The 18,951-nt window shown below is 68.5% G+C and carries 19 protein-coding genes; 6 read left to right on the forward strand and 13 right to left on the reverse strand.

Annotated features, from left to right (window positions below; translation table 11 throughout):
* The first annotated feature begins 52 nt into the window (after positions 1–52).
* The 5 genes from FURADRAFT_RS11340 (at position 53) to FURADRAFT_RS11360 (ending at position 5,305) form a co-directional block, all read left to right on the forward strand.
* Positions 53–949, forward strand: a complete 897-nt coding sequence (locus FURADRAFT_RS11340) for a LysR family transcriptional regulator (protein WP_008954294.1) — start codon at positions 53–55, stop codon at positions 947–949.
* A 23-nt stretch (positions 950–972) separates the two neighbouring features.
* Complete coding sequence (locus FURADRAFT_RS11345; protein ID WP_008954295.1) at positions 973–1,434, forward strand: hypothetical protein; 462 nt, start codon at positions 973–975, stop codon at positions 1,432–1,434.
* A gap of 85 nt (positions 1,435–1,519) precedes the next feature.
* Positions 1,520–2,986 (forward strand): protein adenylyltransferase SelO, encoded by a 1,467-nt coding sequence (locus FURADRAFT_RS11350; RefSeq protein ID WP_008954296.1) that lies wholly within the window; start codon positions 1,520–1,522, stop codon positions 2,984–2,986.
* Positions 2,987–3,181: 195 nt separating this feature from the next.
* A complete protein-coding gene (locus tag FURADRAFT_RS11355) occupies positions 3,182–4,339 on the forward strand; it encodes a metallophosphoesterase (RefSeq protein ID WP_008954297.1) in 1,158 nt (385 codons plus the stop codon).
* A 258-nt stretch (positions 4,340–4,597) separates the two neighbouring features.
* On the forward strand, positions 4,598–5,305 hold the full coding sequence (locus FURADRAFT_RS11360; RefSeq protein WP_008954298.1) for a DNA-3-methyladenine glycosylase I: 708 nt from the start codon (positions 4,598–4,600) through the stop codon (positions 5,303–5,305).
* 36 nt (positions 5,306–5,341) lie between these two features.
* Here the strand turns inward: FURADRAFT_RS11360 and FURADRAFT_RS11365 are convergent, their stop codons facing one another.
* From FURADRAFT_RS11365 to mdcA, 12 genes are all read right to left on the reverse strand, one after another.
* Complete coding sequence (locus FURADRAFT_RS11365) at positions 5,342–6,481, reverse strand: ABC transporter permease (protein ID WP_008954299.1); 1,140 nt, start codon at positions 6,479–6,481, stop codon at positions 5,342–5,344.
* Complete coding sequence (locus FURADRAFT_RS11370; protein ID WP_008954300.1) at positions 6,478–7,407, reverse strand: ABC transporter ATP-binding protein; 930 nt, start codon at positions 7,405–7,407, stop codon at positions 6,478–6,480. The genes FURADRAFT_RS11365 and FURADRAFT_RS11370 overlap by 4 nt, the downstream gene beginning before the upstream one ends.
* A gap of 1 nt (position 7,408) precedes the next feature.
* Positions 7,409–8,383, reverse strand: coding sequence for an HlyD family secretion protein (locus FURADRAFT_RS11375; protein ID WP_008954301.1), 975 nt, complete (start codon positions 8,381–8,383; stop codon positions 7,409–7,411).
* 96 nt (positions 8,384–8,479) lie between these two features.
* Positions 8,480–9,412: a malonate decarboxylase subunit epsilon gene (mdcH, locus tag FURADRAFT_RS11380; protein WP_008954302.1), complete on the reverse strand. Its 933-nt coding sequence runs from the start codon at positions 9,410–9,412 to the stop codon at positions 8,480–8,482.
* Positions 9,409–10,068, reverse strand: a complete 660-nt coding sequence (locus FURADRAFT_RS11385) for a malonate decarboxylase holo-ACP synthase (RefSeq protein WP_008954303.1) — start codon at positions 10,066–10,068, stop codon at positions 9,409–9,411. The genes mdcH and FURADRAFT_RS11385 overlap by 4 nt, the downstream gene beginning before the upstream one ends.
* Before the next feature lie 104 nt (positions 10,069–10,172).
* On the reverse strand, positions 10,173–10,937 hold the full coding sequence (gene madM / locus FURADRAFT_RS11390; RefSeq protein ID WP_008954304.1) for a malonate transporter subunit MadM: 765 nt from the start codon (positions 10,935–10,937) through the stop codon (positions 10,173–10,175).
* 16 nt (positions 10,938–10,953) lie between these two features.
* Positions 10,954–11,346: a malonate transporter subunit MadL gene (madL, locus tag FURADRAFT_RS11395; RefSeq protein WP_008954305.1), complete on the reverse strand. Its 393-nt coding sequence runs from the start codon at positions 11,344–11,346 to the stop codon at positions 10,954–10,956.
* A gap of 180 nt (positions 11,347–11,526) precedes the next feature.
* Entirely contained in the window at positions 11,527–12,354 is an 828-nt protein-coding gene (gene mdcE / locus FURADRAFT_RS11400) for a biotin-independent malonate decarboxylase subunit gamma (protein ID WP_008954306.1), read from the reverse strand.
* Positions 12,351–13,202 (reverse strand): biotin-independent malonate decarboxylase subunit beta, encoded by an 852-nt coding sequence (locus tag FURADRAFT_RS11405; protein ID WP_008954307.1) that lies wholly within the window; start codon positions 13,200–13,202, stop codon positions 12,351–12,353. The genes mdcE and FURADRAFT_RS11405 overlap by 4 nt, the downstream gene beginning before the upstream one ends.
* A 7-nt stretch (positions 13,203–13,209) precedes the next feature.
* Positions 13,210–13,512: a malonate decarboxylase subunit delta gene (locus FURADRAFT_RS11410; RefSeq protein WP_008954308.1), complete on the reverse strand. Its 303-nt coding sequence runs from the start codon at positions 13,510–13,512 to the stop codon at positions 13,210–13,212.
* Between the two features lie 13 nt (positions 13,513–13,525).
* The gene (locus FURADRAFT_RS11415; protein WP_008954309.1) at positions 13,526–14,419 is read right to left on the reverse strand and encodes a triphosphoribosyl-dephospho-CoA synthase; all 894 of its coding nucleotides are present in this window, start codon (positions 14,417–14,419) and stop codon (positions 13,526–13,528) included.
* Positions 14,419–16,080, reverse strand: coding sequence for a malonate decarboxylase subunit alpha (gene mdcA, locus FURADRAFT_RS11420; protein WP_008954310.1), 1,662 nt, complete (start codon positions 16,078–16,080; stop codon positions 14,419–14,421). The genes FURADRAFT_RS11415 and mdcA overlap by 1 nt, the downstream gene beginning before the upstream one ends.
* 153 nt (positions 16,081–16,233) lie before the next feature.
* On the opposite strand from mdcA, the gene FURADRAFT_RS11425 reads away from it, so the two are divergent.
* Entirely contained in the window at positions 16,234–17,139 is a 906-nt protein-coding gene (locus tag FURADRAFT_RS11425) for a LysR family transcriptional regulator (protein WP_008954311.1), read from the forward strand.
* Between the two features lie 73 nt (positions 17,140–17,212).
* On the opposite strand, the gene FURADRAFT_RS11430 is transcribed toward FURADRAFT_RS11425, so the two are convergent.
* Positions 17,213–18,883 carry an L-lactate permease gene (locus tag FURADRAFT_RS11430; RefSeq protein WP_008954312.1) on the reverse strand — a complete coding sequence of 557 codons (1,671 nt, stop codon included), beginning with the start codon at positions 18,881–18,883 and terminating at the stop codon, positions 17,213–17,215.
* Positions 18,884–18,951 lie beyond the last annotated feature (68 nt).

The following is an 18,951-nucleotide window of genomic DNA, read 5'->3' on the forward strand; positions in this document are numbered from 1 at the left end:
GTCGGGGCCATAGAAAAACACAGACAGCCCGGTGCTTGCGAACGAGAGCTAAATGGAAATCTATCAGTTGCGTACCTTTGTCACGGTGGCCCAGCAGGGCCATCTGACGCAGGCGGCGGAGTTGCTGCACCTGTCCCAGCCGGCGGTAACGGCCCAGATCAAGGCGCTGGAGGAGGAGGTGGGGATGGCGCTGTTCGAGCGCACCACCGGCGGCGTGATGCTGACGCGGGCGGGGCAGGAGCTGCTGCCGCGCGCGCAGTCGATTCTCGAATCGGCCAAGGACATCCTCAATCACGCCCGCCACCTCAAGGGGCAATTGTCCGGTAAGGCGCTGATCGGGGTGTCGCTGACGCCGGAAATCCTCAAGCTGGGGGCGTGGGTGGCGCGTCTGACCGAGAAATACCCGCTGCTCGACCTGCGCCTGCAGCACGGCGTGACCGGCGGCATTCTCAACCTGGTGCGCAAGAAGGAGCTGGATGCCGGCTTCTATCTGGGCAAGAACCCCTACATCAACGTCAATACGGTACTGCTGACCGAATTACCCTTCGTCATCGTGATGCCCAAGGGCTGGGAGAGCCGGGTCGACATCACGGTGCCCAAGGAGCTGGGCAAACTGCCCTGGGTCGGGATTTCTCAGTTCTCCAGTCTTTGCAAGATCACCTCTGAAGTATGGCGGGAACTGAACATTTCGCCGAAGAAGGTCGCCGAATGCGACCATGTGAACACCATCCTCGACATGGTCTGTGCCGGTGTCGGGCTGGCGCTGGCGCGTGCCGATGAGGCGCAGGCGGCCGCCGACAAGGGGCTGGTGACCATCGTGCCGGGTATCAGCAAGCTGGCCGAGCTGCAGTTCGTCTACCCCGCCGACCGCGTCGGCGATCTGATTCTGGACGTATTGCTGGAAGAACTGGCGGCGGTCTGGCAGCTTGCACCGTCGTCCCCGCATTGATGATTCCCTCCTGGGAGGCTGGCATGACCTATCAGTTGATGGCCGGTACGCTGGCCGCCTATTTCAAGGCTCTGGAAGCCAGCCAGCGGCGCTGGCTGGACGCGCAGCGCGACGTCTACCAGAGCTGGTCGGCGGTGTTGAAACCGGCCTACCCCCTGGCCGAGAACGAGATCCAGCGCCGTCTCGACAGCGCCTTGCTGGCCGGGGTGTCGCTGAGTCAGGTGCCGTTCGATTCGCAGCATCGCCTGATGCAGGTGACCGAGAAATGGGTGGCGGCGTTGAACCGCTCCGTGCTCGACAAGCTGGAGCACGACAGCCTGCACCCTTCCATGGCAGTGGTGCGCCAGGCGCTGCAACTGGGTGATGTCTCGTACGGGGCGTTGTCGAAGGCGTCGCGCCAGGTGGGCCATTTCGCTTCGACCAGCTTTTCGTCGGCGACGGTCAAGGCGGCGCACGATATGCGCCACGCCTGGAAGCTGCGCTGACGCGGGCGCCGCGCCCGGCTCGGGGCGTCAAAAACCCTCTTGCTTGTCAGGTGTTTATCGCGCGCCCCAATGTTTAGAATGGGGCATGAACGCCTTTTCCTCACTCGGCTTCGGCCAACGTTTCCAGACACTTCCGCCGGCGTTCTACCGCCGCGTCGATCCTACCCCCTTGCCCGGCCCTTACCCGGTCGCCGTCAGCCGTCCGCTGGCGGCCGAACTCGGCGTGGTCGGCGAGTCGCTGCTCGGTGCCGACGCCGTCGGCGTGCTGAGCGGTTCGGCACTGCGCCCCGATATGCGACCGGTGGCGGCGATCTATTCCGGCCACCAGTTCGGCGTCTACGTGCCGCAACTGGGCGATGGCCGCGCCTTGCTGCTGGGGGATACCAAGGCGCCGGATGGGCGCCTGATGGAGTGGCAGATCAAGGGCGCCGGCCTGACGCCGTTCTCGCGCATGGGCGACGGGCGCGCGGTGCTGCGCTCCAGCATCCGCGAGTTCCTCTGCTCCGAGGCGATGCACCATCTCGGCATCCCCACCACGCGGGCGCTGGCGATCATGGGCTCGGATGAGCCGGTGTACCGCGAGACCACGGAAACCGCGGCGGTGGTGACGCGGGTGGCGGAAAGCTTCCTGCGTTTCGGCAGCTTCGAGCTGTTCTACCACCGCGGCATGCATGACGAAATCCGCGTGCTCGCCGACTACGTCATCCGCCACCATTACCCGGCCTGCCAAGAGGCCGCCAACCCTTATCTGGCGCTGTTCGCCGAGGTGACGCGGCGTACCGCCGAACTGATCGCGCAGTGGCAGGCGGTGGGCTTCTGTCACGGTGTGATGAACTCGGACAATATGTCGATCCTGGGCCTCACCATCGACTACGGTCCGTTCGGCTTCATCGACGGCTTCAACGCCGCGCATATCTGCAACCACTCCGACCATGCCGGGCGTTACGCCTACAACCAGCAGCCGCAGATCGGGCTGTGGAACCTGCACTGCCTGGCCTCGGCCTTGCTGCCGCTGGTGAGCGAGGAGGAGCTGGTGGCGGTGCTCGGCAGCTACCGCGACACCTTCGAGGCGGCGCACCTGATGCGGCTGCGCGCCAAGCTCGGCCTCACGGCCGAGCACGACGACGATGCCGACCTGATCAACAGCCTGTTCCTGACGCTGCACGCGCACCGCACCGACTTCACTATCTTCTTCCGCCGCCTGGCCGGTTTCCGCCAGGACGACGCCGTGAACGCGCCGGTGCGCGACCTGTTCGTCGAGCGCGAGCAGTTCGACGCCTGGGCCCGGCGCTACCGCGAGCGGCTGGCGTGGGAGGCCAGCGTCGACGCCGAGCGTGCCGTGCGCATGAACCGCGTCAATCCCAAGTACATCCTGCGCAACTACCTGGCCGAGGCGGCGATCGCCAAGGCGCGTGACGAGCGCGACTACAGCGAGATCGAGCGTCTGGGGCGCTGCCTGGAAAAACCGTTCGACGAACAGCCCGAGTTCGAGGCGTACGCCGGTTTTCCGCCGGAGTGGGCCGAGCAGATCAGCGTCAGCTGCTCCAGCTGAGTCGATGGCGTGTCGTGCCGGGCTGGTCCGCCGCGGTGGCGGACGGGCTTCGGCCAACCTTGGCTCGTGTTGACGGTGTCGACGCGAACCATGCCGAAGGCATCGATGTCCAACCGTCTGGGGTCCCTGCGCGAGCGGCGCTGTTGCCGAGCCTCATCGCCAGCGCGGGGCGATGATCTGAATCGAGGAGTCGTGATGCGGCCAAGCCGTTTCATTGTGGTGGCGTCCAGCCTGCTGCTGTTGCTGCACGCCTATATCGGCGTGCGCCTGCTGCCCGACCTGCCGCTCGGCCCGGAGGGGCGGGGGCTGGGGGTGCTGGCGCTGACGTTGTCCTGCGTCTTGATGCCGCTCGGCCTGATGGCGCGCGGCATCGAACGCCAGCCGCTGGCCGACCGCCTGGCGTGGGCCGGCTTGCTGCTGATGGGCGTGTTCTCGTCGTTGCTGGTCCTGACGTTGTTGCGCGACATCGTGCTGGGCATTGCCGCCCTGGCGCTGCCGGCGGCAGAGCTGCCGCCGCTGGTGCGCGACTCGGCGCTGGCAGTGCCGTTGCTGGCGGGGCTGGTCAGCCTGGTCGGCCTGGTCAACGCACGCCGCCGCGCCCGCGTGGTGGAGGTCGAGGTGCCGCTGGCCGGCCTGCCTCCCGCCCTCGACGGCTTCACCATCGCCCAGATCAGCGACATCCACGTCGGCCCCACCATCAAGCGCGGCTACCTGGAGGCGATCGTCACGGCGGTGAACGGGCTCGAGGCCGACATGGTCGCGGTGACGGGCGACCTGGTCGACGGCAGCGTCGAGCAGCTGGCGCCGCATACCGCGCCGCTGAGCCGGCTCACGGCACGGCACGGCGCCTATTTCGTCACCGGCAACCACGAGTACTACTCCGGCGCCGCCGCCTGGGTCGAGGAACTGCGGCGGCTGGGTCTGAGGGTGCTGGAAAACGAGCACGTGGTGCTGTGCCATGGCGAAGCCGAACTGGTGGTGGCGGGCGTCACCGACTACGGCGCGCACCATTTCGACCCGGCGCAGCGCAGCGACCCGCACGCCGCGCTCGAGGGGGCGCCTGAGGCGGCCGGTGCGCGCATCCTGCTCGCCCACCAGCCGCGCAGCGCGCCGGCGGCGGCGGCGGCCGGCTTCGACCTGCAACTCTCCGGCCACACCCACGGTGGGCAGTTCTGGCCGTGGAACCTGTTCGTGCGCCTGCAGCAGCCGTACACCGCCGGGCTGCATCGCCTCGACGCGCTGTGGGTGTATACCAGCCGCGGCACCGGCTACTGGGGGCCGCCGAAACGCTTCGGCGCGCCGTCGGAAATCACGCTGGTGCGGTTGGTGGCGGCGCGGGAAGCCAGCCGTTAACAACGCTGTCCGATAAAACGATGGGGTGTCTCCTCCGCCCCAAATCGGCTTCATGCACGGTTTGGCTTTGCGCAAGTGGCAGCATTGTCACCCGAAAGTAGAGATGGCATTGCGCACGGTGGCGTGGGAGGGGGGAGGCTTGTTCCCATCCCGATTAAGAAACACGGGAAAACAAGGAAGCCTCCACCTGAGCACTTCAGGCCATTTCCTTCACGCAATGGGTATCACAAAGTACGATCAAATGAGATGGGGCATTAGATGCTGAAGCAGAACGAAATAAGCATGGTCTTTAACTATCGCTGGCTGTACGACACAGTACGCAAGCGTTTTGACTCTGACGAGGCCATGGAGGCTTTTCTGCCCAAAGCGCTCACGCCTGAAGAGCTAAAGCATAAGGGCGATGATCGCTATCTTTCTGCCATGAGCCAGCGGGTATTTCAGGCTGGCGTGCAACACTCGGTGGTCGATGCCAAGTGGCCTGAATTTGAAAAAGCCTTCTCTGGCTTTGCCCCCGAGCTAATGGTGTTGCTCAGTCCGGAACATATAGAAAGTCATATGAAAAATGACCGGATTATCCGTGATCGCACCAAGCTAAAAACCATTCCAATCAATGCCCAGCTTATCTTGGATATCCGCCAGGAGCATGGCAGCAGTTTTGGCGAGTTCATTGCCGACTGGCCGAGTGCCAACATCGTTGGCTTATGGCGTTTGCTGGCCAAACGTGGCTCTCGCCTGGGCGGGCGCTCGGCTGCCGGGTTTTTACGTTTGGCCGGGAAGGACACTTTTTTATTGACCAGTGATGTGATTGCACGCCTGCTGGCTGCAGGCATTATCGGCCATGAGCCTACCAGTCAGCGCGATCTGCAAATCGTACAGGATGCTTTCAATGAGTTGCAGCAAAGCTCCGGAAGACAGTTGTGCCAGCTATCGGCTATGTTGTCGTTGAGTATCAATCCGAGGTTTTAGTAAAACCATCACGCTTCGACGTTTTATCGGCGGCTCCTAATCCAGCGTGCGGCGGAAGGTTTTCAGCCCCACCCCCAGCACGACCGCCATGAACGCCAGGATCGGCCACACCTGCGGCCATAGCAGGCTCACGTCGTTGCCCTTGAGCAGGATGCCGCGCACCAGCACCAGGAAATGGGTCAGCGGCAGGCAGTTGCCGATGACCTGGGCCCACTCCGGCATGCCGCGGAACGGGAACATGAAGCCCGATAGCAGGATCGACGGCAGGAAGAAGAAGAACGTCATCTGCATCGCCTGCAGCTGGTTGCGCGCGATCGAGCTGAAGGTGATGCCGAGCGTCAGGTTGGCGCAGATGAACAGCAACACCACGGCATAGAGCAGCACCAGGCTCCCCAGCATCGGCACGTCGAACACCCAGCGCGCCGCCAGCAGCACCAGCGACACCTGGATCAGTCCGATCAGGATGTAGGGCACGATCTTGCCGGTCATCACCTCGAGCGGTGTGGCCGGGGTGGCGAGCAGGTTCTCGAAGGTGCCGCGCTCGCGCTCGCGCGTCATGGCGAGCCCGGTCATCAGCACCATGGTCATGGTCAGGATCACGCCCATCAGCCCCGGCACGATGTTGTACGCGGTGATCCCTTCCGGGTTGTAGCGCTTGTGCAGGCGCAGCTCGATCAGCTGCTTTCCCTGCGGGTGGAAGCCGGGCAGGTCCGGGGTGAACACCTCGTTGCCGAGGTGGTTGAGCACGGAAATGGCGCTGCCTGCCGCCACCGGGTCGGTGGCGTCGGCCTCGACCAGCAGGCTCGGCTGCTCGCCGCGCACCAGCGCGCGCTGGAAGCCTGGCGGGAAGGTGACCACGAACTGCACGTCGCCGCGGTCGAGCAGGCGCGCCGCCTCCGCCTCGCTCTCGACGCTGCCTACCAGGTCGAAATAATCGCTGTTCCGCATCGCGGCGAGGTAGGCGCGTGCGAATGGGCTCGCCTCGGCCATCACCACCGCGGTCGGCAGGTGCTTGGGGTCGGAGTTGATGGCGAAACCGAACAGCAAGAGCTGGATGATCGGGATGCCGATGATCATGCCGAAGGTCAGCCGGTCGCGCTTGAGCTGGATGAATTCCTTGACGACGATGCCGAGCCAGCGCTGCAGCGAGAGGTGGAACACGGTAAAGCGCCTCATGACGCGGCCTCGAACGGGTCGGGGCGGTGGCGCATGAGCTGGATGAAGACGTCTTCCAGCGTCGAGTCGACCTGCGCCAGACGCAGCCCGCGCTCGCGGCAGAAGCGCTCTAGCGCGGGCTGCAGCAGGGCGGCGTCGGAACCGCTGACGTGCAGGCGCGCCCCGAAGCTCGCCACCTGTTCCACACCCGGCAGCTGCCGCAGCGCCTCCCCCAGGCCGGTGACGTCGGGGCCGCTGAGCTCCCAGGTGGCCAGCTGCTGCGCCGCGATCACTTCGCTGGCGGTGCCGGCGGCGAGCAGGTTGCCGTAAGAGAGGTAGGCGAGGCGATGGCAGCGCTCGGCTTCGTCCATGTAGTGGGTCGACACCAGGATGGTGATGCCGCTCGCCGACAGGCGGTGGATTTCCTCCCAGAAGTCGCGCCGCGCCTTGGGGTCGACGCCGGCGGTGGGCTCGTCGAGCAGCAGCAGCCGCGGTTGGTGCAGCAGGCAGGCGGCCAGTGCCAGGCGTTGTTTCCAGCCGCCGGACAGGGTGCCGGCGAGCTGGTGGCGGCGTCCGGCCAGGCCGAGATCGTCCAGGGCGCGGTCCACCGCTTCGCGCCGGCCGCGCATGCCGAACATGCGCGCCACGAAGTCGAGGTTCTCGGCGATGGTGAGGTCGTCCCACAGCGAGAATTTCTGCGTCATGTAGCCGACCTGGCGCTTGATCTCGGCGCTTTGCGTCAGCACGTCGTAGCCCAGGCAGCGCCCGCTGCCGCTGTCCGGCGTCAACAGGCCGCACAGCATGCGGATCGAGGTGGTCTTGCCGCTGCCGTTGGGGCCGAGAAAGCCGTAGATCTCACCCTCGCGCACCTGCAGCGACAGGTCGCGCACCACGTGCTTGTCGCCGAAATGCTTGTTGAGGCCGCTAACGTCGATGGCGAGTTCCATGTCACCTCCCGACCAGGCTGACGTCCACCGGCAGCCCCGGACGCAGCGCGGCGGCCTGCTGCGGCGCCGGGTAGGCCTCGACGCGGAACACCAGTTTCTCGCGGCTGCCGCGGCTGTAGATCACCGGCGGGGTGTACTCGGCCTGCGCGGCGATGAACGCCACGGTGGCGCGGATCGGTGCCGGGCAGCCGTCGCAGCGTGCTTCCACCGCCTGGCCCGGGCGCAGTGTGCCGACCACGCTTTCCGGCACGAAGAAGCGCAGGCGGCGGCGGTTGTCCGGCAACAGGCTCGCCACCGGCTGGCCCGCCGGCACCCATTCGCCGGGGCGGTAGTAGGTTTCGACGATCTCACCCGCGGCCGGGGCGCGCACCGCCTTCTTCTCGACTTGCCAGCGTTTCTGCTCCTGCTGCGCGCGCGCGGCCTCGAGCTCGGCGCGGGCGCCGCGTACCTCGGGCGGGCGGCCGAGGGTGATCTGCGCGCTTTTCAGCTGCTGGCGCAACGCGTCGGCCTGGGCCACGGCCTGGTCGTGGGCGGCGGTGACCTCGTCGAGCTTGGCCTGCGAGATGAAGCCCTGGCGTGCCAGCGCCTGTTGCTGGCGCAGCTGGGTGGCGGTCAGGCGCAGGGCGGCTTCGGCCGACTGCAGCTGGGCCTCGATCGCGGCGATTTCCGGCGGGCGGCGCGGTTCCTGCAGGTTCTGCAGCTTCTGTTCGGCCGACTGCACGCGCGCCTCGGCCTCCTGCAGCCCTTGTTGTTCCGGGTCGGGGGCGATGGCGAACAGCGCGCTGCCGGGCTGCACCCGGCTGCCGCGCGCGGTGTCGAGCGTCTGCAGGTAGCCGGCGGCGGGGGCGGCGAGGTAGAGGTAGTCGCCCTCGATATAGCCCTGGTAGGCGTGGCCGGTGTCCTGGTTGCAGGCGGTCAGCAGCAGGGCGAGTGCCGTCGCCGCCAGGCGCGGCCCGCCCTGCCCAAGCATCCTCATGGTGGTTCCTTCTCTCGATCGGCCAAGGTGGATACCGCCAGTTTATTACTTTGTCGTGCTCCTGATCAGGGGAATCGAGCGGGCCGGGGCGCGGCGTCAGGCTGGCGAGGCGGCGCAGGCCACTTGCTGCGCCAGGAAGTCGAGCCGGTTGTGCTCGCAGCACAGCACGCGGCCGTCACTGAACACCGGGCGCGTCAGCCCGCTCAGCACGTTGCCGCTGGGCATTTCCAGCGCCAGCCGCGCGCCGCGTTCGTAGGCGTGGCGCACGGTGTCGTGCCAGCGCACCTGGCGCGCCATGTTGAAGGCGAGGTCGTCGCGGATGGCGTCCATCTCGAACAGCACGCGGCCGCGGCTGCCGCTGAGGTAGAGCGGGCCCGGGCGGCGCAGCGGGTGTGTGGCCAGCGCTTCGGCCAACTGCGCCGCCGGGGCGTCGAGCAGCGCGCAGTGCGAGGGCACGCTCATCGCCAGCCGGCGCGTCAGCGTGGCGCCGGCGCGGCGGGCGCACTCCATCAGCCGCTCCAGTGCGCTGTCGGCGCCGGCCACTACCAGCTGCGTCGGGGCGTTGAGGTTGGCGAGATGGAGCGGCGCGGCGGGCGTGTGCAGCGCCGCGATCAGCGGCTCGAGCTGCGCCACGCTCAGGCCGACGATGGCCGCCATGCCGTAGCCCGAGGGATAGGCCTGTTCCATCAGCCGGCCGCGCAGCGCCACCAGTTGCAGGGCGGCGTCGAAGTCGATCACCCCGGCCACCACCGCCGCCGGCCAGGCGCCGATCGACAGGCCGGCCACCATGTCGGGGCGGGCGCCCTCGGCGGCCAGCACGCGTGCCATCGCCACGCCGGCGATCAGCAGGCAGAGCTGCACCGCGACGGTGGAGGCGAGCGCGTCGGCATGGTCCAGCTGCAGCGGGTCGCGGCCGAGCACGGCGTGCGCCCGCTCCAGCGTGGCGCTCGCTGCCGGATGATCGGGCAGGGCGTGCAGCATGCCGGGCCGCTGCGAGCCCTGACCGGGAAAGGTGAACAGCACGCTCATGGGGTGGCTCCTTGCAGGGTAGGGTCTTGCCACGGGTTGCGCACCAAGCGGGGTCCGTGGTCGGTTTTGAGCAGCAGGCGCGGGGCTTCGGCCAACCATTCGTTCAGGGCGAAGCCGCCGTGGCCGGTGTCGATCTGGATGTCGAGGCGGCACGCCACCCGGCCTTGCAGTGCGCGCAAGGCCGCGCGTTGCGGCGGCGTCAGCGGGGTGGCGGCGCGCAGCAGCAGGTCGAGGTCGCTGTCCGGGCGCAGCACCGACAGGCCGCTGGCGAGCACGAAACCGACGCCGCCGCTCGGTCCCCAGGGCAGACCGATGGCGTCGAGCTGCGGCGCCAGGGTGCGCAGGGCCGCGATGGCGGGGCAGGGGGCGAGGTGGCTGTCGCGCCACGGCGCCTGCTGCGCCAGCGTTTCCGGGGTGAGCACCCGCGCCACGGCGTGGTGTGGCGCGTGGGTGGCGTGGCGCTGCGCGCGCTCGCGCCCGCGCAGCCCGACCGGCAGCCTGCCGTCGGCGCCGGCCGGGGCGCGCCGCACCACCAGCGGCGCGCGCGCCAGCCAGTCGGCGCCGGCCCAGTCGGGCAGCGGGGTGTCTGTGCACAGCGCGGCCGGATCGGCGAGCCACAGCAGGTCGTGCGGGCGTGGGGTGGGAGTGTGCGTCATGTCGTGTCCTGTGGCGGCGACAGCAGGAAAAACGGCGCCCCGCGGGGCGCCAAACTCGTGCCGCCGTACCGGCCGGGCCGGCGTGACGGCAGGAGGATGCCGGGTCAGCCCACCACCGCCTTGGTGGCGAGGAACAGCACCGAGGGGCCGAGCAGGCAGCCCAGGCCGGTGTGGAAGGTGGCGACCAGCGCGCCGTACGGCACCAGACGGCGGTCGGTGGCGGCAAGCCCGGCCGAGACGCCGCTCACCGTGCCGGCCAGGCCGCCGAACACCATCGCGGCGCGCGGGTTGTTGAGCCCGAGGAAGCCGGCGGCGAACGGCGTGCCGACCATCACGATGATGGCCTTGATCAGGCCGGTGGCGATGCTCAGCGCGATCACGTCCGAGCTGGCGCCGAGCGCCGCGCCGGTCACCGGGCCGACGATGTAGGTCACCGCGCCGGCGCCGATGGTGGCCATGCTGACCGGGTCGGTGTAGCCGAAGGCGTAGGCCAGGCTGGCGCCGACGATGAACGGCAGCACGGTGCCCAGGAGCAGCGAGACGGCGCCGATCAGGCCGGCCTTGCGCGCCTCGGTGACCTGCACTTCGAAGGCGGTGGCGACGATGGCGAAGTCGCGCAGCATGGCACCGCCCATCAGGCCGATGCCGCCCAGCAAGGGCAGGTCGGCGAGGCCTTTCTCTCCGCCGGTGAGCACGCCGCCGTAGTAGGCGAGCACCAGGCCGATCATGATGGCGATGGCGGAACCGTGCACGCGGCCGAAGGTCAGGCGGCGCGACAGCCAGGCCGACAGGCCCATGATGATGCCGACCAGGGCGAAGGCGGCGACCAGTCCGTTGTGATGCAGCATTTTTTCGAGCATGGACAACATGGCGGGACTCTCCTGTTCAGGCAATCTGGTCTTGGGTGGCGGCCGGGAGCGGCTCGTGCTGTCCCAGGCGGTTGATGGCGGCGATGCAGCAGGCGCAGACCAGCACCGCGCCGATGGCGGCGAGCAGCGCCACCGGGCCGCCGCGCAGGGCGGTCACCACGTTCTGCTGGGCGGCCATCGCCACCACCACCGGGATGTACATGGCGCCCCAGAAGCCGACGCCGGCTTCGGTTTCCTTGGGCAGCAGGCCGCGCTTGTGCAGCCAGAGCCGCGAGCTGATCAACAGCAGCATGGCGATGCCGACGCCGCCGACGTTGGCCTTGACGCCAATCGCGCTGCCGAGCAGATCGCCGAAGAACAGGCCTGCCAGGTGGCAGAGTGCAAGTAGGGCGGTACCGTAAATGACCATGGTTGAATCTCCTTATGTAGATGGATGTTGCAACTGCCTGGTTTTTGTTTTGTCTGGGTACGGCTTCAGGGTACGGCGGATACGACATGATGCAATGAATCAACTGGTTGGGGACGATCTCCTCCGGGTGCGGGCGCCGCCGGGGCGCCCTGACTGACGTCAATGGTGGATGTTCCGGTGTCAGGCGACGTTCCACTGCGCGCGCAGGCGCTCGCGCACCGTGAGCGAGGCCTGGCGCGGCGCGGCGCCGAGACGGCCGGCGAGCCCGCGCGACGGCTCGGCGGCGATGTCGGCCAGCGCGGCGGACAGCGCGCTCTCGACCGTATCGAGGTCGGCGCTGCCGGGCGCGGCGGCGTTCTCCACGCGCAGCAGGCGCCACAGCAGGCCGAGCGAGGCGAAGTTGGCGATGTCGTAGGCCATCGGCGGCACGCTTTCGGCCAACCTTTCCAGCTCTTCCACCGAACGCTGCGTCACGCGCGCCGCGGCGGCCTTGCCCATGGCGTGCACCATCACCCCGGCGTCGTCCAGCGCGATCAGCCGGTTGGCCTGGTAGCCGTGGGCCAGAAACGCCCCGGACATGGCCTTGCCGACGATCAACCCGAGCACCGGGTGGCCGGCCAGCCGGGCGCTGGCGTAGGCATCGGCGGCGGCGGCGAGCGCCAGGTGGATGCCGTAGGCTTCCTCGCGCCGGCCGTAGGCCTGGCTCGCGACGTCGATCACCGCGACGATGGCGCGCTTGTCGTCGCGGCCGGCGTCGGCGTCGGCGTCGATCGCCTCGCGCACCGCGCGCGCCAGCTGCCAGCCTTCTTCCAGCCCCACTTCACCGTGGCGCACGCGCGGGAAGCGGTTGTCCGGGTCCGGCACCACGGCGAGATAGCGCGCCGGCCGGCCGGCCAGCTCGGCGTCGACCACCTGCAGCGCCGCCGGGTAGCCGGCGACACGCGGGGCGTTGCGGGTGAGCGCGGCGAGCCAGACGGCGCCGCGGCTCTGGATGGGGTGTTGGTTCATGCTTGGTCTCCCTGGGCGTAGATGGCGCGCACGTCTTCGGCGCTGGCCTGGCGGCTGGCGTCGACTTCGGCCAACCTGGCGAGGTAGTGCGCAACGCGCTGGCTGCGCGGCGTGGCCGGCTGGCCCTGGTGCAGCCAGGCGATGGCCTGGGCGCGCAGCGCCGGGGCGTGGTCGTCGAGGCAGGCATCGGCCAGACCCGTCGCCACGCGCTGCTCGCCGCCGGTCAGGCTCCAGATGAACGGTTTGTCGCGCGAGTCGTATTCCTCCACCCCGGCTTCCTGCTCGATCACCGCCGGGCCGTTCAGCCCCAGCCGCGCCTCGCGGGTGACCAGCAGGTAGCTGCACAGCGCTGCGGCGATGCTCATGCCGCCGAAGCAGCCGACGGTGGCGGCGCTGATGCCGATCACCGGCTGGTAGCGGCGCAGCTCGACGATGGCGGCGTGGATCTCGGCGATGGCGGCCAGGCCCAGGTTGGCTTCCTGCAGCCGCACCCCGCCGGTCTCGAACAGGATCAGCGCGCAGGTCGGGATGCCGTGGCGGTTGTCCTCGGCGGCCAGTTCCAGCGCGCCGGCGATCTTGGCGCCGGACACCTCGCCCATGCTGCCGCCCTGGAACGCGCCTTCGATCGCCAGCACCAGCGCCGGCCGGCCGTCCAGCGTGCCCTTGGCCACCACCACGCCGTCGTCGGCCTGGGGGACGATGCCCTGGCGCGCCAGCCACGGCGAGGTGAGGCGGTCGAACGGGCCCAGCAGCTCGCGGAAGCTGCCGGCGTCGAGCAGGGCGCGGGCGCGCGCTCGGGCGTCGCGCTCGATGAAGCTGTCTCGATGAATCAGGTCGGATATCGTCATGTCGTCCTCACTCGCGCTCGTCCAGGGACTCGAACGCCTGCTCCAGGCGCAGCCGCACCACCGCCGGAGTGGCGCCGAAATCGTTGATCTCGATCGCGGCGGCCGGCCACAAGCGGGCGCCGAACAGCCGGTCGAGCTGGGCCTGCCACACCGGCCCCATGCCGTTCACCGAGGTGGTGACGCTGACCTGCAGGGAGCCCGCCGGGCGCGGTTCGAGCAATACCTCCAGGTCGCCCGAACCGACCACGCCGGCCAGGGCTCGGCCCGCAGCGGGGGTGCCGGCGGGGTAGTCGAATAGGTGTTTTTCCATGATGCTTTCCTTGTCAGGGCCGGCCGTCGGGTGCCGGCGCTGCGTTGTTCAGTCGGTCGAGAAACAGCGCGGCGGCCAACAGGTCGGCCGAGCCGCCGGGCGAGACGTTGAGCGCCAAGAACTCGGCGTCGAGCCGCATCAGTGCACGGCGTCCGGCCGGGGTCGCGCTGCCGCCGGCGTCCAGCACGCGCGCCGCGCCGGCCTGCACCGCGTCGAGCGCGGCCGGCCCGCCGCGCGCCAGCACGCAGGTGTCGTCGAGCAGGCTCATCAGCGCCAGCAGCGCGTCGAGGCGGGCGGCGTCTTCCGCCACGCCGGCGGCGCGGGCCTGCCACAGGGCCGGCAGCGCCACCTCGACCACGTGCGGGAAGCCGGCTTCGGCCTGGCCGCGCGCGCCGCCGACGCCGTAGTCGAGTCGGGCGCGTTCGCCCTTGTGCCCGGTGCGGCGCGGGGCATGGCGGTCCGGCGTATTGGCCAGCACGGCGGCGCGGAGTGCCACCTGCTGTGGTGCGCAATCCGCCGGCGCCTGCGTGGCGGCGGTGACCAGCAGCCCCAGCGCCCAGATCGCGCCGCGGTGGGTGTTGACGCCGCCGGTGGCGGCGAGCATCGCCGCCTCGCCGTCGCGGCCGAGCCGGCCGATGCGTTCGCGCAGCGTCACGGCTTCGGCCAACGTGGCGCCGGCCTCGGCCATGGCCTGGAAGGCCGGGCGCAGCGCGTGCGCCGAGCGGCACATCAGCGCCCAGTCGAGGTCGCGGTGCGCGCCGCGTCCGCGCACGTCGACCAGCCCCGGCTTGGGGGAGAGCGTGACCTCGTCGATCAGCGCCGTCACCACCAGCTCGGCCAGCCGCGCGGCGTGCCCGGCGTGCCAGAGGTGAGTGGCGCGATGTTCGGTGAACAGAACGGCATCCATCACCAGCTCCGGAACTTGGCCGGCGGGTTGTAGAGGCCGCCGGACCACTCCACCAGCTCGGCGATGCTCTTGGCCGCCAACAGCTCGCGGCTCGCGTCGCTGCGGCGGATGCCGAGGTCTTCCGGCAATGCGATCAGGCCGTCGCGGCGCATCTGGTCGGTGTGTTTCGGATCGTGGCGCAGGCCGATGCTGGTGACGCCCGCCACTGCGGCGATCATGGCGCGGCGCTCCTCCAGCGAGCGCGCCTTGTAGAGGTAGGCGATGCCGTCCTCGGTCAACAGGTGGGTGACGTCGTCGCCGTAGATCATCACCGGGGCCAGCGGCATGCCGCTTTTCTTCGCCACCTCGACCGCGTCGAGCTGCTCGACGAAGGTCGGCTTGCCGCCCTCCTGGAAGGTCTCGACCATCTGCACCACCAGCTTCTTGCCGCGCTCCAGCAGCGTCACCGGCTCGGTCATGTCGAGCCAGGCCGGCGTGGCATGGCGTCGGCCGCGCGGGTCGTGGCCCATGTTCGGTGCGCCGCCGAAGCCCGCCAGACGGCCACGGGTGACGGTGGAGGAGTGGCCGTCGCCGTCGACCTGCAAGGTGGCGCCGATGAACAGGTCGACCGCGTACTGGCCGGCCAGCTGGCACAGCATGCGGTTGGAGCGCAGCGAGCCGTCGCGCCCGGTGAAGAACACGTCCGGCCGCGCCGCCACGTAGTTCTCCATGCCCAGTTCGGTGCCGAAGCAGTGCACGCTCTGAACCCAGCCGGTTTCGATCGCCGGGATCAGCGTCGGGTGCGGGTTGAGCGTCCAGTTGCGGCAGATCTTGCCCTTGAGGCCGAGCCTCTCGCCGTAGGTCGGCAGGATCAGCTCGATGGCCGCGGTGTTGAAGCCGATGCCGTGGTTGAGCGACTGCACGTTGTGTTTCTCGTAGATGCCGCGGATCGCCATCATCGCCATCAGCACGTGCACCGGCTTGATCAGGCGTGGGTCGCGCGTGAACAGCGGCTCGATGTAGAACGGCTTGTCGGCCACCACCACGAAGTCCACCCACGAGGCCGGGATGTCGACGCGCGGCAAGTCGGTCACGTCGTCCACCAGCTCGTTGACCTGCACGATGACGATGCCGTCGCTGAAGGCGGTCGGCTCCACCAGAGCCGGGGTGTCCTCGGTGCTGGGGCCGGTGTAGACGTTGCCGTGGCGGTCGGCCATGAAGCCCGCCACCAGCGACACGTTGGGGATCAAATCGACCACCAGCCGCGAATACAGCTCGATGTAGGTGTGGATGGCGCCGACTTCCAGCCGGCCGTCTTCCAGCAGCTGGCTGATGCGCAGGCTCTGCGGCCCGGCGAAGGAGAAATCGAGCTTGCGGGCGATGCCGCGCTCGAACAGGTCGAGGTGCTCGGGGCGGCTCACGCTGGGCATGATCATGTGCAGGTCGTGCAGCCGCTCCGGATCGACGCGGGCCAGCGAGCGCGACAGGAAATCCGCCTGCTTCTGGTTGTTGCCTTCCAGCACCACCCGGTCGCCGGGAGAGAGCAGCGCTTCCAGCGCCGCGACGATGTCGTCGCTTGGCAGCACCACGCCGTCGGTCAGGTGGCGCACGCGCTCCAGGCGGCGGCGCTTTTCTTCGCGCCGACGGTTCCACTGCGCGGGGGGAGAAATCTCGGTTTGCATGGACACTCCGCAAATCGGTTGGACGTGCGGCTACCTTATGCCTCGCCCGAGCACGCTTCAATCAACCAAGATGATCGCTTGTTAACTTCAGGTTAATGAATTAGGGTGGCGGCTGGCATGGCTTGGCCACGGCGTGGCCGGACGGAGGAGGGAATGGAGATCGACGAAGAAATCACGCTGAAGAAGCTGGAGGTGTTCCTGTCCTTCATGAAGCTCGGCAACATGGCGCGCGTGTCCGAGGCGCTGGGGCAGAGCACGGTCAGCGTGCACCGCGCGCTGCACTCGCTGGAGGAGGGGTTGCGCTGCCCGCTGTTCAAGCGCGACGGGCGCAAGCTGATCCCGCTCGCCACCGCCTACACCTTCGCCGAGTACGCCACGCGTGCGCTGCGCGAGTGCGAGGAGGGCGTGCGCAAGACGCGCGAGGCGGCCGGCTTCACCGCCACCCGGCTCAAGATCGGTGGACTCTACTCGCTCACGGTGCGCACCATCCCGCAGCTCCTGGTCGGGCTGAAGACACGCCGCCCGGAACTCGACGTCGACCTGACGCTGGGCTCCAACCGCGAGCTCTTGCACAAGCTCGACGACGGCCAGCTCGACGCCATCGTCATCGCCCTGCACGAGGCGCCGCGCCAGGGCGAGCTGGTGGCGGTGCCGATGTTCGACGACGACATCCTGTTCGCCGCGCCGCTCCACTCCCGCTTTGCCGGGTACGAGCGCATCGACCTGCAGGAGCTGCGTGGCGAAAAATTCGTGTCGCTTGGCGAGGACTTCGCCACCTACCAGGATTTCAGCCACGCCTTCGAGCTGGCGGGCTTCCTGCCCGAGATCGCGATGCGCGTCGGCGACATCTTCTCGCTCACCAACCTGGTCAGCGGCGGCATCGGCTACGCCCTGCTGCCGGGGCGGGTGGCGCATTTCAGCCCGCAGGTGCAGCTGATCCCGCTCGAGGCGCGCTACGCCATCAGCCAGCGCATCATGCTGCTGTTGCCGAAGAACCGCGAGCGCGACCCCAACCTGTTGGCGCTGGCCGCCGAATGCCGCATGGCGGGGCGGCGCTGAAGCGCTCGGCGTTACCCGCAACAAAAAAAAGGCTCCCGACGGGGAGCCTTCCTCAATCGTGAGGCAGCCGGAATTACGGCCACAGCACCAGGTGAGTGAACGGCGGCAGGTAGGCCATGGCGCTCACCACCAGCCCCACCAAGCCGGCCAGCGCCAGCGAGTGCAGGAACACGTAGCGCAGGATCACGCCTTCCTTGCCGTAGTACTGGGTGGCGGTGGAGGCGACCACGATGGACTGCGCGTCGATCATCTTGCCCATCACGCCGCCGGCGGAGTTGGCCGACGCCATCAGCACCGGCGACAGACCGAGCTGCTGCGCCGAGGCCTTCTGCAGGCCGCCGAACAGCACGTTGGCGGCGGTGTCCGAGCCGGTCAGCGCCACGCCCAGCCAGCCCAGCAGGGTACCGAAGAACGGGTAGAACATGCCGGTGTGCGAGAACGCCAGGCCCAGCGTGATGTCCACGCCGGAGAAGCGGGTCAGGAAGCCCAGCGCCAGCATGGCGACGATGGTGACCAGCGAGTAGCGCAGCGACCAGAAGGTCTGGCCGTATACCTTTGCCAGCTCGCTCGGACGGTAACCCATCAGCAGGCCGGACAGCAGCGCGGCGACCAGAATGCCGGTACCGGTGGTGGAGAGCAGGTTGAGCTTGAAGATGGCGGCTTCCAGGTGCGGCTCGGCCACCACCGGCGGCATCTTCTGCACCAGGTTGTGCAGGCCCGGCCACTGGATGTCCAGGGTGAAGATGGCGTCCAGCGCCTTCTTCACCGACGGCGAACCCCAGGCGAACACCATCACCGACAGGATGATCCACGGCAGCCAGGCGCGCAGCACTTCGCCGCCGCTGTAGCCGTGGTTGCCGCGCTTGGCGGTATCGGTGCTGGCGGCCGCGACCTTGGCGCCGCCCATGGTGCCGATGGTCGAGGTGAACACCTCTTCCGGATGCCACACTTTCAGGAACACCACCAGCGCGGCAATCGAGCACACCGAGGCGATCACGGCCACCAGTTCCGGCCCCATCATGTTGGAAACCAGCAGTTGCGGGATGGCGAACGACAGGCCGGCAACCAGCGCCGCCGGCCAGATGCGCAGGGTGTTTCTCCAGCCGCAGAAGGCGATCAGCAGCCAGAACGGCACGATGACGGCGAAGATGGTCATCTGGCGGCCGACCATCGACGAGATCGACATCACGTCGAGCCCGGTCACCTTGGCCAGGGTGTTGATCGGGGTGCCCAGCGCGCCGTACGCCACCGGCGCGGTGTTGGCGATCAGCGACAGGCCAGAGGCGGCCAGCGGCGAGAAGCCCAGGCCGATCAGCATGGCGCCGGTCACGGCCACCGGGGTGCCGAAGCCGCCGGCGCCCTCGAAGAACGCGCCGAAGCAGAAGGCGATCAGCAAGAGCTGCAGGCGGCGGTCGTTGGTGACGCTGGTGATGCTCTCGCGCAGCACCGTGAACTGGCCCTTACGCTCGGTGAGCTGGTACAGGAAGATGACGTTCAGAATGATCCAGCCGATCGGCAGCAGGCCGTTGGCCGCGCCCATCAAGGTGGCGCTCATCGCCATGTCCACCGGCATGCCGAAAATGCCGATCGCCACCAGCAGCGAGGCCACCAGCCCCATCACGGCGGCGATATGCGCCTTGATATGGAAAATGCCGAGAGCGCTGAGCAGCACGATGACCGGCAGCGCAGCGCACAGAGTCGACAGCCAGGGGTTGCCCAGCGGATCGTAAACCTGAGACCACATGATGTTCTCTCCTGATTGTTTTGGTTGAGGGCGGCACCGGTCGTCGCCGGCGTTGGCCCTTTTGAGCG

This window comes from Pseudogulbenkiania ferrooxidans 2002 (assembly GCF_000174355.1).
Lineage (GTDB): Bacteria > Pseudomonadota > Gammaproteobacteria > Burkholderiales > Chromobacteriaceae > Pseudogulbenkiania > Pseudogulbenkiania ferrooxidans.

Excerpts from the sequence above, each read along its gene's own strand:
- FURADRAFT_RS11430 (WP_008954312.1), bottom strand. The coding sequence starts at position 18,883 with ATGTGGTCTCAGGTTTACGATCCGCTGGGCAACCCCTGGCTGTCGACT.
- FURADRAFT_RS11405 (WP_008954307.1), bottom strand. The coding sequence starts at position 13,202 with ATGACGATATCCGACCTGATTCATCGAGACAGCTTCATCGAGCGCGAC.
- FURADRAFT_RS11375 (WP_008954301.1), bottom strand. The coding sequence starts at position 8,383 with ATGAGGATGCTTGGGCAGGGCGGGCCGCGCCTGGCGGCGACGGCACTC.
- FURADRAFT_RS11370 (WP_008954300.1), bottom strand. The coding sequence starts at position 7,407 with ATGGAACTCGCCATCGACGTTAGCGGCCTCAACAAGCATTTCGGCGAC.
- FURADRAFT_RS11415 (WP_008954309.1), bottom strand. The coding sequence starts at position 14,419 with ATGGATGCCGTTCTGTTCACCGAACATCGCGCCACTCACCTCTGGCAC.
- mdcA (WP_008954310.1), bottom strand. The coding sequence starts at position 16,080 with ATGCAAACCGAGATTTCTCCCCCCGCGCAGTGGAACCGTCGGCGCGAA.
- madM (WP_008954304.1), bottom strand. The coding sequence starts at position 10,937 with ATGTTGTCCATGCTCGAAAAAATGCTGCATCACAACGGACTGGTCGCC.
- mdcH (WP_008954302.1), bottom strand. The coding sequence starts at position 9,412 with ATGAGCGTGCTGTTCACCTTTCCCGGTCAGGGCTCGCAGCGGCCCGGC.
- FURADRAFT_RS11425 (WP_008954311.1), top strand. The coding sequence starts at position 16,234 with ATGGAGATCGACGAAGAAATCACGCTGAAGAAGCTGGAGGTGTTCCTG.
- FURADRAFT_RS11340 (WP_008954294.1), top strand. The coding sequence starts at position 53 with ATGGAAATCTATCAGTTGCGTACCTTTGTCACGGTGGCCCAGCAGGGC.
- mdcE (WP_008954306.1), bottom strand. The coding sequence starts at position 12,354 with ATGAACCAACACCCCATCCAGAGCCGCGGCGCCGTCTGGCTCGCCGCG.
- FURADRAFT_RS11350 (WP_008954296.1), top strand. The coding sequence starts at position 1,520 with ATGAACGCCTTTTCCTCACTCGGCTTCGGCCAACGTTTCCAGACACTT.
- FURADRAFT_RS11365 (WP_008954299.1), bottom strand. The coding sequence starts at position 6,481 with ATGAGGCGCTTTACCGTGTTCCACCTCTCGCTGCAGCGCTGGCTCGGC.
- FURADRAFT_RS11345 (WP_008954295.1), top strand. The coding sequence starts at position 973 with ATGACCTATCAGTTGATGGCCGGTACGCTGGCCGCCTATTTCAAGGCT.
- FURADRAFT_RS11385 (WP_008954303.1), bottom strand. The coding sequence starts at position 10,068 with ATGACGCACACTCCCACCCCACGCCCGCACGACCTGCTGTGGCTCGCC.
- madL (WP_008954305.1), bottom strand. The coding sequence starts at position 11,346 with ATGGTCATTTACGGTACCGCCCTACTTGCACTCTGCCACCTGGCAGGC.
- FURADRAFT_RS11410 (WP_008954308.1), bottom strand. The coding sequence starts at position 13,512 with ATGGAAAAACACCTATTCGACTACCCCGCCGGCACCCCCGCTGCGGGC.
- FURADRAFT_RS11360 (WP_008954298.1), top strand. The coding sequence starts at position 4,598 with ATGCTGAAGCAGAACGAAATAAGCATGGTCTTTAACTATCGCTGGCTG.
- FURADRAFT_RS11355 (WP_008954297.1), top strand. The coding sequence starts at position 3,182 with ATGCGGCCAAGCCGTTTCATTGTGGTGGCGTCCAGCCTGCTGCTGTTG.